Source organism: Pseudomonas sp. S3_A03, from assembly GCF_054668275.1.
Map to the genome: position 1 here is coordinate 2,968,525 of NZ_CP162753.1, position 14,006 is coordinate 2,982,530.

General features: G+C 58.2%; 15 protein-coding genes and 1 tRNA gene. 3 read left to right on the forward strand and 13 right to left on the reverse strand.

The features are described from left to right. Positions 1–30: 30 nt before the first annotated feature. The 7 genes from hscB to trmJ form a co-directional block, all read right to left on the reverse strand. Positions 31–552: a co-chaperone HscB gene (hscB, locus tag AB4O25_RS13535; protein WP_017530020.1), complete on the reverse strand. Its 522-nt coding sequence runs from the start codon at positions 550–552 to the stop codon at positions 31–33. Positions 553–560: 8 nt separating this feature from the next. Next, the gene (gene iscA, locus AB4O25_RS13540) at positions 561–884 is read right to left on the reverse strand and encodes an iron-sulfur cluster assembly protein IscA (protein ID WP_003209680.1); all 324 of its coding nucleotides are present in this window, start codon (positions 882–884) and stop codon (positions 561–563) included. A 28-nt stretch (positions 885–912) separates the two neighbouring features. Next, entirely contained in the window at positions 913–1,299 is a 387-nt protein-coding gene (gene iscU / locus AB4O25_RS13545) for a Fe-S cluster assembly scaffold IscU (RefSeq protein WP_017530021.1), read from the reverse strand. A 99-nt stretch (positions 1,300–1,398) separates the two neighbouring features. Further along, positions 1,399–2,613: an IscS subfamily cysteine desulfurase gene (locus tag AB4O25_RS13550; RefSeq protein WP_017530022.1), complete on the reverse strand. Its 1,215-nt coding sequence runs from the start codon at positions 2,611–2,613 to the stop codon at positions 1,399–1,401. A gap of 50 nt (positions 2,614–2,663) precedes the next feature. After that, positions 2,664–3,155, reverse strand: a complete 492-nt coding sequence (gene iscR / locus AB4O25_RS13555) for a Fe-S cluster assembly transcriptional regulator IscR (RefSeq protein ID WP_003194020.1) — start codon at positions 3,153–3,155, stop codon at positions 2,664–2,666. A 217-nt stretch (positions 3,156–3,372) separates the two neighbouring features. Next, positions 3,373–4,155, reverse strand: a complete 783-nt coding sequence (cysE, locus tag AB4O25_RS13560) for a serine O-acetyltransferase (protein WP_017530023.1) — start codon at positions 4,153–4,155, stop codon at positions 3,373–3,375. Between the two features lie 2 nt (positions 4,156–4,157). Next, the gene (gene trmJ, locus AB4O25_RS13565; RefSeq protein ID WP_017530024.1) at positions 4,158–4,928 is read right to left on the reverse strand and encodes a tRNA (cytosine(32)/uridine(32)-2'-O)-methyltransferase TrmJ; all 771 of its coding nucleotides are present in this window, start codon (positions 4,926–4,928) and stop codon (positions 4,158–4,160) included. Between the two features lie 145 nt (positions 4,929–5,073). Here trmJ and suhB point away from each other — a divergent pair, with 145 nt between their 5' ends. Further along, positions 5,074–5,889 (forward strand): type III secretion system regulator SuhB, encoded by an 816-nt coding sequence (gene suhB, locus AB4O25_RS13570; RefSeq protein WP_003175971.1) that lies wholly within the window; start codon positions 5,074–5,076, stop codon positions 5,887–5,889. A 222-nt stretch (positions 5,890–6,111) separates the two neighbouring features. On the opposite strand, the gene AB4O25_RS13575 is transcribed toward suhB, so the two are convergent. The 6 genes from AB4O25_RS13575 to queA all read right to left on the reverse strand — a co-directional run bounded on the left by AB4O25_RS13575 (position 6,112) and on the right by queA (position 12,185). Then, positions 6,112–6,654, reverse strand: coding sequence for a glycine zipper 2TM domain-containing protein (locus tag AB4O25_RS13575; RefSeq protein ID WP_017530025.1), 543 nt, complete (start codon positions 6,652–6,654; stop codon positions 6,112–6,114). Positions 6,655–6,777: 123 nt separating this feature from the next. Continuing rightward, positions 6,778–7,692, reverse strand: coding sequence for a protein translocase subunit SecF (gene secF, locus AB4O25_RS13580; protein ID WP_017530026.1), 915 nt, complete (start codon positions 7,690–7,692; stop codon positions 6,778–6,780). A gap of 9 nt (positions 7,693–7,701) precedes the next feature. Beyond that, positions 7,702–9,570 (reverse strand): protein translocase subunit SecD, encoded by a 1,869-nt coding sequence (gene secD, locus AB4O25_RS13585; protein WP_017530027.1) that lies wholly within the window; start codon positions 9,568–9,570, stop codon positions 7,702–7,704. A gap of 62 nt (positions 9,571–9,632) precedes the next feature. Continuing rightward, complete coding sequence (yajC, locus tag AB4O25_RS13590; protein ID WP_003175975.1) at positions 9,633–9,971, reverse strand: preprotein translocase subunit YajC; 339 nt, start codon at positions 9,969–9,971, stop codon at positions 9,633–9,635. A gap of 43 nt (positions 9,972–10,014) precedes the next feature. Then, a complete protein-coding gene (tgt, locus tag AB4O25_RS13595) occupies positions 10,015–11,130 on the reverse strand; it encodes a tRNA guanosine(34) transglycosylase Tgt (RefSeq protein ID WP_162493187.1) in 1,116 nt (371 codons plus the stop codon). Between the two features lie 5 nt (positions 11,131–11,135). After that, on the reverse strand, positions 11,136–12,185 hold the full coding sequence (gene queA / locus AB4O25_RS13600; RefSeq protein ID WP_017530028.1) for a tRNA preQ1(34) S-adenosylmethionine ribosyltransferase-isomerase QueA: 1,050 nt from the start codon (positions 12,183–12,185) through the stop codon (positions 11,136–11,138). A gap of 108 nt (positions 12,186–12,293) precedes the next feature. Here queA and AB4O25_RS13605 point away from each other — a divergent pair. Both AB4O25_RS13605 and AB4O25_RS13610 read left to right on the forward strand, forming a co-directional pair. Next, positions 12,294–12,378 (forward strand) — tRNA-Leu (locus AB4O25_RS13605). Positions 12,379–12,543: 165 nt separating this feature from the next. After that, positions 12,544–13,785 carry a tyrosine-type recombinase/integrase gene (locus tag AB4O25_RS13610; protein ID WP_460149661.1) on the forward strand — a complete coding sequence of 414 codons (1,242 nt, stop codon included), beginning with the start codon at positions 12,544–12,546 and terminating at the stop codon, positions 13,783–13,785. Positions 13,786–14,006: the final 221 nt, after the last annotated feature.

The window sequence follows — 14,006 nt, forward strand, 5'->3', positions numbered from 1 at the left end:
TCAGGCGTGCATCACGGGCAGCACACTGGGTTAATCGTCGAGGCGCTCTTCTAGCTGGCGCACTTCGTAGGAGAGCTTGTCGAGGAATTGCATGCGCCGCATCAGGCGTTCGGCCTGTTCGCGTTGCGCCGCATCATTCCAACAGGCTGCGAAGCTTTCGTTGAGCTCATCCTGGGCCGTTTTCAGACGACGCTTGAAGACCGCGACACCGGCTATATCAGCCTCGTCCTGCAAGTCTTCGAGTTCTTCGCGCCACTGCATCTGCTGCATCAGGAAGTCCGGGTCGTGCACCGTGACTTCGAGTGGCAGCTCACCGCCGTTCATCGCAAGCAGATATCGCGCGCGCTTGGGCGGGCTTTTTAGCGTCTGATAGGCTTCGTTGAGGCTGGCCGATTGCTCCAGCGCCAAGCGTTGCTCACGCTCGGAGGCGTCAGCGAAGCGGTCCGGATGCACGCCACGCGCCAATTCACGGTAGCGCGCGGCAAGCTGCTCAAGGTCCAGCCGAAAGCTCGGCTGCAGCTCGAATAAAGCGAAATGACAAGGAGTACCCACGAGTAGCCTCAGATGTTGAAGCTTTCGCCGCAGCCACATTCACCGCGCACGTTGGGGTTGTTGAACTTGAAGCCTTCGTTCAACCCTTCCTTGACGAAATCGAGTTCGGTGCCGTCCAGGTAGGTCAGGCTTTTAGGGTCGATGATCACTTTCTCGCCGTGACTTTCGAACACCTGGTCTTCCTCAACCACCTCGTCGACAAACTCCAGCACGTAGGCAAGGCCGGAACAGCCCGTGGTGCGTACACCCAGACGAATCCCCTCACCTTTACCGCGCCCATTCAGGGAGCGGCGAATGTGCTGCGCAGCCGCTTCTGTCATGCTGATAGCCATCGTTGACTCCTTACTCGTCGCCAAATACTTAGATCAAGCCTTTCTTCTGCTTGTAGTCGCGAACGGCCGCCTTGATGGCGTCTTCTGCGAGTACGGAGCAGTGGATTTTCACTGGCGGCAACGCCAGCTCTTCGGCCAGTTGGGTGTTGCTGATCGTCACAGCCTCATCCAGAGTCTTGCCTTTCATCCATTCGGTGGCCAGCGAGCTGGAGGCGATGGCCGAACCGCAGCCGTAAGTCTTGAACTTGGCGTCTTCGATAACGCCAGCTTCGTTGACCTTGATCTGCAGGCGCATTACGTCGCCGCATGCAGGAGCGCCGACCATGCCGGTGCCGACATCAGGGTCTTGCGCATCCATCTTGCCGACGTTGCGCGGGTTTTCGTAGTGGTCGATGACCTTTTCGCTGTAAGCCATGGTATTGAATCCTCACTCATCAGGGCCGCTCTGGAACCCTATAGAAACGCCTGCGTTTTCCGCCACGTTCCTACAGAGCTTGGGTGGCGGCTTCTATAGTTAGTGTGCCGCCCACTCGATCTTGGAAATATCGACACCGTCTTTGTACATGTCCCACAGCGGCGACAGAACGCGCAGCTTGTTGACGGCTTCGCAGACTTTCTGCGCGGCGTAGTCGACTTGCTCTTCGGTGGTGAAGCGGCCGAACGTAAAGCGGATCGAGCTGTGTGCCAGTTCGTCGTTGCGGCCCAGGGCGCGCAGTACGTACGAAGGCTCGAGGGACGCCGAAGTGCAGGCCGAACCGGACGAAACCGCCAGGTCCTTGAGCGCCATGATCAGCGACTCGCCTTCGACGTAGTTGAAGCTCAAATTCAGGTTGTGCGGCACACGGGCGGTCATGCTGCCGTTGATGTACAGCTCTTCAAGGTTTTCGACCTGCTTGTAGAAGCGATCGCTCAAAGCCTTGATGCGCACGTTTTCGGCAGCCATGTCTTCCTTGGCTACACGGAAGGCTTCGCCCATGCCGACGATCTGGTGGGTCGCCAGGGTACCCGAACGCATGCCGCGCTCGTGACCGCCGCCGTGCATGGTGGCTTCGATGCGCACACGCGGCTTGCGGCTTACGTAGAGGGCGCCGATGCCTTTAGGACCATAGGTCTTGTGGGCGGAGAACGACATCAGGTCGACTTTCAGCTTGGACAGGTCGATGTCGACCTTGCCGGTAGACTGGGCCGCATCGACATGCAGCAAAATGCCCTTGGAACGGGTCAGTTCGCCGATGGCTGCGATGTCGTTGATGGTGCCGATTTCGTTGTTAACGTGGATCACGGAAACCAGGATGGTGTCTTCACGCAGCGCGGCTTCGATCATGGCCGGGGTGACGATACCGTCGGTGGTTGGCTCAAGGTAAGTCACCTCGAAACCTTCACGCTCCAGTTGGCGCATGGTGTCGAGGACAGCCTTGTGCTCAATCTTGGTGGTGATCAGGTGTTTGCCCTTGGTCGCGTAGAAATGCGCGGCTCCCTTGATTGCCAGGTTGTCGGACTCGGTGGCACCGGAGGTCCAGACGATTTCACGCGGGTCTGCGCCAACCAGGTCAGCGACCTGGCGACGAGCGTTCTCGACCGCTTCCTCGGCTTTCCAGCCGAATACGTGGGAACGGGAGGCTGGGTTGCCGAAGTTTCCGTCAACCAGCAGGCACTCGCTCATTTTTTGCGCGACACGCGGATCAACCGGGGTAGTCGCAGAGTAATCAAGGTAAATCGGCAATTTCATGGACTTTCTCCTAAATCAGGCTGGCTGGCGCGCCGTTAGCTCTTCGGCTGTTACTCGACGGCGGACGCTTCAATCTTGTCCAGACGCGGCGCCTTGGTGTTGCAACGGCGCTGGTCCTGACGCTGGGCTACTTCTTGCACCTCACGGCGAGTCACAAGATCAGCCAAGCTGATACCACTCAAAAACTCATGGATCTGCAGGCTCAGGTCGCACCACAAATGGTGCGTCAGGCAGGTGTCGCCAGCGTGGCAATCACCCAGGCCCTGGCATTTGGTCGCGTCGACGGATTCGTTGACGGCGTCGATCACCTGGGCTACCTGGATGCCTTGCATGTCACGGGACAACTGATAACCGCCGCCCGGCCCACGTACGCTGGAGACCAGATTGCTACGGCGCAATTTGGCGAACAGTTGCTCGAGGTAGGACAGGGAAATGCCTTGGCGCTCGGAGATATCGGCCAGGGACACCGGCCCAGTTTGCGCGTGCAAGGCCAGGTCAAGCATGGCGGTTACCGCGTATCGGCCTTTTGTAGTCAGTCTCATGGACAAGTACCAAGGTGTTTCGGAATGGGAGCAAGTATGCGATTCCCGAGTATTTAAGTCAACTATAAGACCTAGTACTTTAGTCAGGATTACCCGTAAAAAGGGCGCGCGAATCATAGCAGGATGGGGTGGGAACGAACAGCAAGAACGGGGCCGAGCAAAAACTCCGCGCCCCATGGAGATCAACAGGTGGGAGCAAGCCCTCCCACCGCAGACCTCAGCTTGCCTTGGTGGCGGCTTCGTCCTTGATCTCGGCAAAGTCTTCTTCGCGCAGCTCGGGCAACTCTTTGGCGCAGTAAGTGCTGCCCAACTCCTTCAGCGCACCGCACATACCCTCCAGTTTGCCGTCCACCGCTTGCAGGTGGTCAAGCAACTGGCCAATGGCGCGCGCCACCGGGTCGGGCATGTCTTCGCTGACACCGTAGGCGTCGAAGCCGATTTTCTCGGCCATCGCCTTGCGCTTGGCTTCTTGCTCATCGCCTACCTGCGGCTTGACGATGATGCGACCCGGAATCCCCACCACGGTTGCGCCTGGCGGCACAGCCTTGGTGACGACAGCATTGGAACCGACCTTGGCACCGGCCCCCACGGTAAACGGGCCCAGCACCTTGGCGCCCGCCCCCACCACCACGCCGTTTTCCAAAGTCGGGTGGCGCTTGCCTTTGTTCCAAGTGGTGCCGCCCAGGGTCACGCCCTGGTACAACGTCACGTCATCGCCGATTTCCGCCGTCTCGCCAATCACGATCCCCATGCCATGATCAATGAAGAAGCGGCGCCCAACCTTGGCTCCCGGATGAATCTCGATCCCAGTCATCCAACGACCAAAATTCGACACCAGACGTGCCAGCCATTTCCAGCCCATCCCCCACAAGGCACCGGACAGGCGATGAATCCAGATGGCATGCATGCCTGGGTAGCAGGTGAGCACTTCAAAAGCGTTGCGCGCCGCAGGATCACGGTGGAAAACACTTTGGATATCTTCTCGCAAACGCTCGAACATTTTTAATCCTTCCGCTTAAGAAGCTCGCCACGGGCCGCTTTCTGGGTTTCCGTGAGGATGCCACGCAATATATTCATTTCCGCTCGGCTCACCGAGCTGCGCCCGTAAAGGCGACGCAGGCGCGCCATCAAATGCCGTGGCTTTTCCGGGTCGAGGAATTCGATGGCCACCAGGGTTTGCTCCAGGTGCTCGTAGAACCGCTCCAGTTCGTCCATGGTGGCCAGCTCGCCACTTTTGGTCGACGCCACCTCGTCCTTTTCCACTTTGCTCGGCTGCCCCTCGGCAGCCAGCCAAGCCATGCGCACTTCGTAGGTCAACACCTGTACCGCAGCCCCGAGGTTAAGCGAACTGAACTCGGGGTCGGATGGAATGTGCACGTGGTAATGACATCGCTGCAGCTCTTCGTTGGTGAGGCCGGAATCTTCACGACCGAAAACCAAGGCGATTTGCGCACCACCGGCCGCTTCTTCCACCACTTTGGTTCCGCACTCACGCGGATCCAAGAGCGGCCAGGGGATGCGCCGATCACGCGCACTGGTACCAAGCACCAGGTTGCAACCGACCAAGGCATCCTCCAAGGTGGCGACGACCTGGGCTTTTTCAAGCAGGTCATTGGCGCCGGAAGCACGAGCATCAGCTTCATGGTGCGGGAACACACGCGGCTCGACCAACACCAGGCGCGTCAGGCCCATGTTTTTCATGGCTCGCGCCACCCCACCGATATTGCCGGGATGACTGGTATTGACCAAGACGACACGAATGTTTTGCAGCAAGGGAGGCGCTCTCGGACACGGGAAAGGGGAGCAAATCTTACAGAACAGCCTAAGGTTATGCCATGAAAGCTAACGTCGTCCTTCACCTGAAGAAAGTTTCTGCTAGAATGCTCGGCTTTCTTTAACAACCTTAGGTGACACATCCATGCAGCCCATGCTGAATATCGCGCTGCGCGCCGCCCGCAGCGCCAGTGAATTGATCTTCCGCTCCATCGAGCGCCTGGATACCATCAAGGTCGACGAAAAAGACGCCAAGGATTATGTATCCGAGGTGGATCGCGCCGCCGAGCAGAAAATCATCGATGCGCTGCGCAAGGCCTACCCTACCCACGGCATACTCGGTGAAGAAACCGGCCTGCACAAAGGCAGCGGCGAAGGCGAAGACTACCTGTGGATCATCGACCCACTGGACGGCACCACCAACTTCCTGCGCGGCATTCCACACTTTGCGGTGAGCATTGCCTGCAAATACCGTGGCCGCCTGGAGCACGCCGTTGTCCTCGACCCGGTTCGCCAGGAAGAATTCACCGCCAGCCGTGGCCGTGGCGCCCAACTGAATGGTCGCCGCCTGCGCGTCAGCGGTCGTACCAGCCTGGACGGCGCGCTGCTGGGTACCGGTTTCCCGTTCCGTGACGACCAGATGGATAACCTGGAGAACTACCTGGGCATGTTCCGCGCCCTGGTTGGCCAGACCGCCGGCATCCGTCGCGCCGGCGCTGCCAGCCTGGACCTGGCTTATGTTGCTGCCGGTCGTTTTGATGCGTTCTGGGAGTCAGGCCTGTCCGAATGGGACATGGCTGCAGGCGCCCTACTGATCCAAGAAGCTGGCGGCCTGGTGAGCGACTTCACCGGCGGCCACGACTTCCTGGAAAAAGGCCACGTGGTTGCCGGCAACACCAAATGCTTCAAGGCAGTGCTGACAGCGATTCAGCCGCACCTGCCGGCTTCGCTGAAGCGCTAAGCGAACGCGCACAAAAAAGCACCCCTCGGGGTGCTTTTTTTATGCCTGGGGTTTAGCAAGAAACTAAATACCGGCTGCTTCCAAAATCAAATGTGTGAGAAGGCTTGCTCCCGATAGCGGTGAATCAGCCAAAAATCCGGTGACTGACACCCTGCTATCGGGAGCAAGCCCCCTCCCACATTCTGGACCGCACAGACCTTTGAATCCGCGCCAGGCCCAGGATTACTGTTGGTTCTGACCCAGGATCAGACGCCCTTCCTTGTCGACCGGAATCTGGCCGCCCGGATCACGATCCATACGCACCGAACCTTCCTTGCCATCCAGGGTGTAACGCACGTCGTAGCCAACAACCTTGTCACTGATGTCGTTCACGGTATTACAGCGAGTTTGCGTGGTGGTGTAGGTATCGCGGTTCTGCATGCCTTCCTGAACCTTGTTACCGGCGTAACCACCACCGACTGCACCGGCCACGGTCGCCAGCTTCTTACCGTTACCGCCACCAATCTGGTTACCCAGTAGGCCACCGGCCAGCGCGCCGACGACGGTACCGGCGATTTGATGCTGGTCCTGCACCGGACGCTGCCGGGTTACCGTGACATCCTTACAGACCTCGCGAGGGGTTTTGATCTGGGTTTTTACCGGCTGCACTGCCAGCACTTGCGCATACTCAGGGCCGCTTTTTACCAGGCTGTAGGTGGCAACAGCACCCCCGGCAGTCACACCGACAGCACCCAATACCGCACCAACCAGTAACGACTTGTTCACGTTGAACCTCCTGACCATCACAAACGGATCGAAAGATCCGCGCTATACCCAGCCTTGGAGCAAAAAAAAGGCGCGAGTTCAATACTCGCGCCTTCTTTGTAACAGCGTATCAACAACCGCCCATCAAGGGCGGTCGTCGACCTCCTTGTCAGTAGCGGCCGGAGGGATCAAGTCTTCGCTGTTGAGGTTCAACCAGATCAGCACCACGTTCGCGATGTAGATCGACGAGTAGGTACCCGCCAGTACGCCGATGAACAGCGCCAAGGAGAAGCCCCACAGGTTGTCGCCGCCGAAGATCATCAGTGCGGCAATCGCCAGCAGGGTGGAGATCGACGTCGCCATGGTCCGCAACAGGGTCTGGGTGGTGGAGATGTTGATGTTCTCGATCAACGTCGCCTTGCGCAGTACACGGAAGTTTTCGCGAACCCGGTCGAACACCACGATGGTGTCGTTGAGGGAGTAACCAATGATGGCCAGTACGGCCGCCAGTACGGTCAGGTCGAAGGTGATCTGAAAGTAGGCCAGGATGCCCACGGTCACGATCACGTCATGGATCAGCGACACAATGGCGCCGACACCGAACTTCCACTGAAACCGGAATGCCAGGTAGATCATGATGCCGACCAGCGCCATCAGCATGCCGAGGCCGCCCTGGTCGCGCAGCTCTTCACCGACTTGCGGGCCGACGAACTCGACGCGCTTGACCGACGCCGGGTTTTCACCGCCGACCTTCTGCAAGGCCTCGGCCACCTGGTGACCCAGCTGCGGGTCTTCGCCAGGCATACGCACCAACAAGTCGGTGGTCGCGCCGAAGCTCTGCACCACAGCTTCGTGGTAACCAGCCTTGACCAGTTCGTTGCGCACTAGGGTAACGTCGGCCGGCTTCTCGTAGGTCAGCTCGATGAGCGTACCGCCGGTGAAGTCCAGACCGTAGTTCAGGCCCTTATGGAACCAGCTGAACAACGCCAGAACGGTAAGGAGCACTGTGGCGCCGAACGCAATGTTGCGAACGCCCATGAAGTTGATTGTACGTAACATGGCAGCCCCTTAAATCCACAACTTCTTGAAGTCACGCCCGCCAAAGATCAGGTTGACCATTGCGCGGGTCACCATGATGGCCGTGAACATCGAGGTAAAGATACCGAGGGACATGGTCACCGCAAAACCTTTGACCGGGCCGGTGCCCATGGCAAAGAGAATCCCGCCGACCAACAGAGTGGTCAGGTTGGAGTCGAGAATCGCGGTAAATGCCCGGCCGAAGCCTTCGTTGATTGCACGCTGCACGGTCATGCCGGCGGCGATCTCTTCACGAATCCGCGAGAAGATCAGGACGTTGGCGTCTACCGCCATACCCATGGTGAGTACGATACCGGCGATACCTGGCAAGGTCAGCGTAGCGCCCAGCAACGACATCAGCGCCAGCAGCATCACCATGTTGCCCGCCAGGGCCACGGTGGCGATGACGCCGAAGAAACGGTAGATGGCGATGATAAACAGCGACACGAACAGCATGCCCCACAGCGCAGCGTCCACGCCCTTGGTGATGTTGTCCGCACCCAGGCTCGGGCCAATGGTGCGCTCTTCAGCGAAGTACATCGGAGCAGCCAGGCCACCGGCACGCAGCAGCAGGGCCAGCTCCGAGGATTCACCCTGACCGTTCAGGCCAGTGATACGGAATTGGGCCCCCAGTGGCGACTGGATGGTCGCCAGGCTGATGATCTTCTTCTCTTCCTTGAAAGTCTGCACCGGAACGTCTTTCTCGACGCCGTTGACGACCTGCTTGGTGTAGGTGGTCACCGGGCGTTGCTCGATGAAGATCACCGCCATGCTGCGACCGACATTGCTGCGCGTGGCGCGGCTCATCAGTTCGCCGCCATGACCATCCAGGCGGATGTTCACTTCAGGGGTACCGTGCTCGCCGAAACCAGCTTTGGCGTCGGTGACCTGGTCGCCCGTGATGATCAAACCGCGCTCGATCAGCGCTGGAGGACGGTTGCCTTCACGGAATTCGAACTCCTCGGACGTCGCGCGGGAAGCACCCGGCTCGGCCGCGAGGCGGAACTCCAGGTTGGCGGTCTTACCCAGGATACGCTTGGCTTCAGCAGTGTCCTGCACACCCGGCAGCTCAACCACAATGCGGTTGGCGCCCTGGCGCTGCACGATAGGCTCGGCTACACCCAGCTCGTTGACGCGGTTACGCACCGTGGTCAAGTTCTGCTTGATGGAGTATTCGCGGATTTCCGCGATCTTGACCGGGCTCATTGCCAGGCGCAGTACAGGCTGACCATTGAGGTCAGCCGGTACGATATCGAAATCATTGAAGTTCTTGCGGATCAGCGTACGGGCCTGTTCGCGGGAAGCTTCGTCGGAGAAGCCCAACTGGATGGCGCCGTTGAGCTGCGGCAGGCTGCGATAGCGCAACTTCTCTTTGCGCAGCAGGCTCTTCACATCGCCTTCATAGACCTTCAGACGTGCGTCGAGCGCTTTGTCCATGTCGACTTCCAGCAGGAAGTGCACACCACCGGACAAGTCCAGGCCCAGCTTCATCGGGTGCGCGCCAATGCTGCGCAGCCATTGTGGCGTGGTCTGTGCAAGGTTCAGCGCTACGACGTAGTCGTCGCCCATGGCCTTGCGCACGACATCTTTTGCCGGCAATTGGTCTTCTTGCTTGGTCAAGCGCAGCAAGCCGCCCTTCGCACCAGCTGCCAATGTTGCCGCTTTAACCTGGATACCCGCGTCGGTCAGAGCCTTGCTCGCGCGTTCCAAGTCAGCCTGAGTGACCTGCAGGGAAGTGCTGGCTCCAGTGATCTGGATAGCCGGGTCATCAGGATAAAGATTGGGAGCGGAATAAATAAAACCGATCGCCAGCACCGCCAGGATCAGTACGTATTTCCACAGAGGGTATTTGTTCAGCATCACGCCGCCCGCTTATAACGCGGGGCGCCTTGCGCGCCCCGTCGATTGGTAAAGGTTGTTACTTAGATCGCTTTGAGCGTGCCTTTTGGCAGCGTGGCGGCGATGGCGCCCTTCTGGAACTTCATTTCTACGGTGTCGGAGACTTCCAGTACAACGAAAGCGTCGGAAACCTTGGTGATCTTGCCGGCGATGCCGCCAGTGGTCACAACTTCGTCACCTTTCTGCAGGCTGCCCAGCAGGTTCTTCTGCTCTTTGGCACGCTTGGCCTGTGGGCGCCAGATCATCAGGTAGAAGATGACCAGGAAGCCGACCAGGAAAATCCACTCGAAACCACCGCCCATAGGGCCGGCAGCAGCAGGCGCAGCGGCGTCGGCCATGGCGTTAGAGATAAAAAAGCTCATTTAGCACTCCAGTTGCAAATAGTGAATCTTAGGGTCGGAAAACTCAGTCCAAGGGCGGCACAGGAAGCCCGCGCTTGGCATAGAAGGCATCGACGAAGGCGGCCAATGTACCCTGTTGAATAGCCTCGCGCAAACCAGCCATCAGGACTTGGTAGTGACGCAAATTGTGGATGGTATTCAACATGCTACCCAGCATTTCTCCGCACTTGTCCAGATGGTGCAGATAAGCACGTGAGAAGTTCTGGCAGGTATAGCAATCACAGGTCGAATCCAGCGGCGAGTCATCATGGCGATGGAACGCGTTACGGATCTTCAGCACGCCTGTATCGATGAACAGATGCCCATTGCGGGCATTACGGGTTGGCATCACGCAATCGAACATGTCCACACCGCGGCGCACACCCTCTACGAGATCTTCAGGTTTGCCAACGCCCATAAGGTAACGAGGTTTGTCAGCCGGCATCAGGCCCGGCAGGTAATCCAACACCTTGATCATTTCGTGCTTGGGCTCACCGACCGACAAGCCGCCGATGGCCAAGCCATCAAAGCCTATCTTGTCGAGGCCTTCGAGCGAGCGCTTGCGCAGGCTTTCGTGCATACCGCCCTGGACGATACCGAACAATGCAGCAGTGTTGTCGCCGTGTGCATTCTTCGAACGCTGGGCCCAACGCAGCGACAACTCCATGGAAATCCGCGCCACGTCCTCGTCAGCCGGGTACGGCGTGCATTCGTCAAAGATCATCACAATGTCGGAACCCAGGTCCCGTTGCACTTGCATCGACTCTTCCGGCCCCATGAATACTTTGGCGCCATCTACCGGCGAGGCGAAGGTCACGCCCTCCTCCTTGATCTTGCGCATGGCGCCCAGGCTGAACACCTGGAAGCCGCCGGAATCGGTGAGGATCGGGCCCTGCCATTTCATGAAGTCGTGCAAGTCGCCGTGCTTCTTGATCACTTCCGTGCCCGGGCGCAGCCACAGGTGGAAGGTATTGCCGAGGATAATTTCGGCGCCGGTGGCGACGATGTCGCGCGGCAGCATGCCTTTTACGGTGCCGTAGGTACCGACCGGCATGAACGCCGGGGTCTCTACAGTGCCGCGCGGGAAGGTCAGGCGACCTCGACGGGCTTTGCCATCAGTTGCGAGCAATTCAAACGACATACGACTCATAGTTGTTCCTCTGGGCCGCGTGGCGCCGGGTTACGGGTGATAAACATCGCATCACCGTAGCTAAAAAAACGGTACCCGTTATCGATGGCGGCCTGGTAGGCGGCCATGGTTTGCGGATAACCGGCAAATGCCGACACCAGCATCAATAGCGTGGATTCCGGCAGATGGAAGTTGGTCACAAGGCAATCGACCACATGGAATGGCCGGCCGGGGAAAATAAAGATATCGGTGTCGCCACTGAACGGTTTTAGCACGCCATCGCGCGCAGCACTTTCCAGGGAGCGCACGCTGGTGGTGCCAACGGCTACCACCCGTCCATTACGTGCCTTGCAGGCAGCGACCGCATCCACAACCGCCTGGCTGACCTCGAGCCATTCGCTGTGCATGTGGTGATCTTCGATGTTCTCCACACGCACCGGCTGAAACGTGCCGGCCCCCACGTGCAGGGTCACATAGGCGGTCTCGACGCCCTTGGCGGCAATCGCATCCAGCAGCGGCTGGTCGAAATGCAGGCCGGCAGTCGGAGCGGCAACCGCCCCGAGGTGGCGGGAGTAAACCGTCTGATAGCGCTCACGGTCCGAGTCTTCGTCAGGACGGTCGATATAAGGAGGCAATGGCATATGGCCTACGCGCTCCAGCAACGGCAATACTTCCTCGGCGAACTTGAGCTCGAACAACGCGTCATGACGCGCCACCATCTCGGCTTCACCACCGCCATTAATGACGATGTTCGAACCCGGCTTCGGTGACTTACTGGAGCGCACATGGGCAAGCACGCGATGGGTGTCCAGAACCCGCTCCACCAGAATTTCCAGCTTGCCGCCGGATGCTTTCTGGCCAAACAGCCGTGCAGGAATCACACGGGTATTGTTGAACACCATCAAATCGCCTGGGCGCAAATGCTCAAGCAAATCAGTGAATTGAAGGTGTGCGAGGGCGCCGCTGACCCCGTCCAGGGTCAGCAGTCGACTGGCGCGACGCTCGGCCAACGGGTGGCGAGCGATCAGCGAATCAGGGAGTTCAAAAGTAAAGTCAGCAACGCGCATGATGGGGTTCGTCTAGCAGGGCCGGGAAGTCTAGCGGAAATAGTGAAAATAGACCATGAAACGTGATTGACCAACGGTAATCTCATCTCTATACTTCGCCGCCATTGAGCCCTGATGGCGGAATTGGTAGACGCGGCGGATTCAAAATCCGTTTTCGAAAGGAGTGGGAGTTCGAGTCTCCCTCGGGGCACCATATAGCAGTATCTGAAAGTCTCTACCAGACTCTCAGCACCAAAGAAACCGGCCACTTGAGCCGGTTTTTTTGTGTCTGGCTATCTACCTCTGTATCCCCTTATCCGTTGTATCCCTGTATCCCTGCTTGTATCCTGAGAAAAATACCGAACTTTGGGATACAAGGATGAAGCGCGCAGATATCAAGCGCCGCCCTCTCGCAGACACAACGCTTGCAGGGCTGGAGCCGGAGTCAAAGGAATACCGGGAGCTAGATGGAAACGGCCTCTACTTCAGGGTCAAACCTGATGGTGGTAAATCCTGGCAGCTACGCTACAAACGTCCGGCAGGCAATTGGGCTTGGATGGGGCTCGGGGGTTACCCAGAGGTCAGTGGTGCGCTGGCAAGAGACAAAGCTGCCGATCTACGCAAAGTAGTGAGTAGCGGTGCCGATCCGCTTGAGCAGAAACGATCCGCTAAAGCTGCAATCGATGCGGCCAAAGCCCGAACTTTTAGAGCTGCTGCTGAAGCTTGGCTCAAGGCCAAGGAAGAAAAGGGCCTCGCCCCCTCCACCCTTCACAAAATCCGCACTTACCTCGACAAGGACATACTCCCCGCATTGGGAGACAAGCCCCTCGACGAAATCACCCGTACCGACTGTGCAGATCTCCAGGCATCCCTCGAAGCCAGAGACGCTCATAACGTGGCGGAAAAGTGCCGCACCTGGATCAACCAAATCTTCGGCCGAGCGATTGGTTTAGGACTCACCGAAAACGATCCAGGTAGCCGACTTCGCGATATTGCCGCGCAGGCACCCAAGACTCAGCAGCATCCACACTTGCTGGAGCCTGAATTGGCTGAGTTCCTCCAAGCACTCAAAAACACTCCGAGCAGACTGACGGCACGCACCGCCGCATGGCTTTGTATCTGGACGGCTTCCCGACCAGGCATGGTCCGCTTGGCTGAATGGAAAGAGTTCGACCTTGAGAAGGCAATTTGGACGACGCCTGCTGCCAAAATGAAGATGCGCCGAGACTTTGTATGCCCCCTTCCCCATCAAGCAGTTACAGCTTTGAGGGATCTGCACAGCTTAACGGGGCGGAGTCGTTGGCTTTTCCCCGGTGTAGGAGCGAAGAACCCAACCATCAGCGAAAACACAATCAACAAAGTCTTCGCAACCATCGGCTACAAAGGTCGTCTCGTAGGCCACGGCACTCGACACACCGCGAGCACGTTACTTAGAGAGCACGGCTGGCCGAAGGAACACGTTGAAGCGCAGTTGGCTCACAAAGAGGAAGGCATCTCGGGGGTATACAACAAGGCCCAATACTTTGAGCAACGCGTAAAAATGATGCAATGGTACGCCGATCACCTTGATTCCCTAGAGGCCGGAAATGTAGTGCTAGGTCAATTTGGGAAGGCCGTGTGAAGCCGTCAACCCTATACCCCCTCAAAAATCGTGTTACGGGTGTTACGCGTGTTACTAAAACCAATAACCTATTGTATTTATTGAATATATTCAGCGTTACACGCACTGAAAAACTTGTGAGCAGCACGTGTTACATGGAGGAGTCGTGTTACAGAACGGCCACACCCGTGACCCTGCTGGCATCGGCGTTTTTATCCGCAAATCGCTGCGTTAGCCCACTG